The sequence below is a fragment of the Mesorhizobium sp. M1E.F.Ca.ET.041.01.1.1 genome (assembly GCF_003997355.1).
Taxonomy (GTDB): domain Bacteria; phylum Pseudomonadota; class Alphaproteobacteria; order Rhizobiales; family Rhizobiaceae; genus Mesorhizobium.
Window position 1 is genome coordinate 1 of the sequence record NZ_RZSL01000939.1, and the last position, 1,570, is coordinate 1,570.

Below are 1,570 nucleotides of genomic sequence, written 5' to 3' on the forward strand. Positions count from 1 at the left end.
GCGGGCAGGAATGTCGACCGTCTCGCCGTCGCGGGCGAGGTCGTAAGCGCGTTCGCCGGCGATCTTGATCGCTGAAAATTGCGGCGGCGTCTGCATGATGACGCCGGTGTATTTCGGCAGCAGCGCCCTCACCTCGGCCTCGGCCGGCCGCCGGTCGGAGGTGTTCGTCACCGGGCCTTCGAGATCGTCGGTCGAGCGCTCCTCGCCCCAGGCGACGGCAAAGCGGTAGACCTTGGCGCCATCCTGCACATAGGGCACGGTCTTGGTCGCCTCGCCGAGCGCGATCGGCAGCATGCCGGAGGCCAGCGGGTCGAGCGTGCCGGCATGGCCGGCCTTCTCCGCCTGGAACAGCCATTTGATCTTGGAGACCGCCTCGGTCGAGCCCATGCCGACCGGCTTGTCCAGCACCACCCAGCCGGAAACCGGCCGCCCCTTCTTCTTGCCGCGACGCGCCACCTATTCCTCGTCCTTGTCTTTATTCTGGTCGTCGAGATCGCGCGCGACTTCGGGCGACTTCAGCAATTCGTTGATCCTGGCGAAATTGTCGAATGACGTATCAAGCCGGAAGCGGACTTCCGGCATGTACTTCATCTGCCTGAGCGCGCCGGAGACGCGGCCGCGGATGAATTTCGCGTGCCTGTTGAGCGCCTCGACAACGGCACCGGCGTCGCCGGCGCCAAGCGGCGAGACGAAAGCGGTGGCGATCTTGAGGTCCGGCGACATGCGCACCTCGGAGACCGAGACGACGGCGTTCTCGACCACCGGATCGATGATCTCGCCGCGCTGCAGGGTTTCGGACAGCGCATGGCGCACCTGCTCGCCGACGCGCAGCATGCGCTGGGAAGGGCCTGATATTGTAGAACGGGACATTTTCTTCAGTCCTGAAATCGTGAAGCGCGGGATGGGACCGCGCCACATGTCTCAACTATGAATAAGGCTTTGGGCGGCAGCCTTTCGGCCGCCGCCCGGTCATCTCGACAAGTATACCCGAATTTAGAGCGTCCTGCTCACCATCTCGACGCGGAAGCACTCGATGACGTCGCCGACCCGCATGTCCTCGTAGTTCTGGAAGGCCATGCCGCATTCCTGGCCGACCGGCACTTCCGAAACTTCGTCCTTGAAGCGCTTGAGCGTCTTCAGCGTGCCTTCATGGACGACGACGTTGTCGCGGATCAGGCGGACGCCCGCGCCACGCTCGACCTTGCCTTCGGTGACGCGACAGCCGGCGATCTTGCCGACCTTCGAGATGTCGAAGATCTCGAGGATCTCGGCATTGCCGATGAAGGTCTCGCGCCGCTCGGGCGAGAGCATGCCGGAAAGCGCCGCCTTCACGTCATCGACGAGGTTGTAGATGATCGAGTAATAGCGGATCTCTATACCGGCAGCGGCAGCGGCCGTACGCGCCTGAGCATTGGCGCGAACGTTGAAGCCGATGATCGCCGCACCCGAAGTCTCGGCGAGCGAGACGTCGCTTTCGGTGATGCCGCCGGCGCCGGCGTGCACGATGCGTGCGCGCACCTCGTCATTGCCGAGCTTTTCGAGCGCGGCATTGATCGCCTCGATCGAACCC

Annotated in this window: 2 protein-coding genes and 1 pseudogene; all 3 read right to left on the reverse strand. The window is 64.1% G+C overall.

Annotated features, from left to right (window positions below):
- Positions 1–456: pseudogene (gene truB, locus EOA38_RS36130) on the reverse strand (tRNA pseudouridine(55) synthase TruB); the annotation flags it as partial.
- Complete coding sequence (rbfA, locus tag EOA38_RS36135; RefSeq protein WP_127301465.1) at positions 457–870, reverse strand: 30S ribosome-binding factor RbfA; 414 nt, start codon at positions 868–870, stop codon at positions 457–459.
- Positions 871–993: 123 nt separating this feature from the next.
- The coding region (locus tag EOA38_RS36140) for an EF-Tu/IF-2/RF-3 family GTPase (RefSeq protein ID WP_348627553.1) at positions 994–1,570 on the reverse strand (577 nt) is incomplete at its 5' end.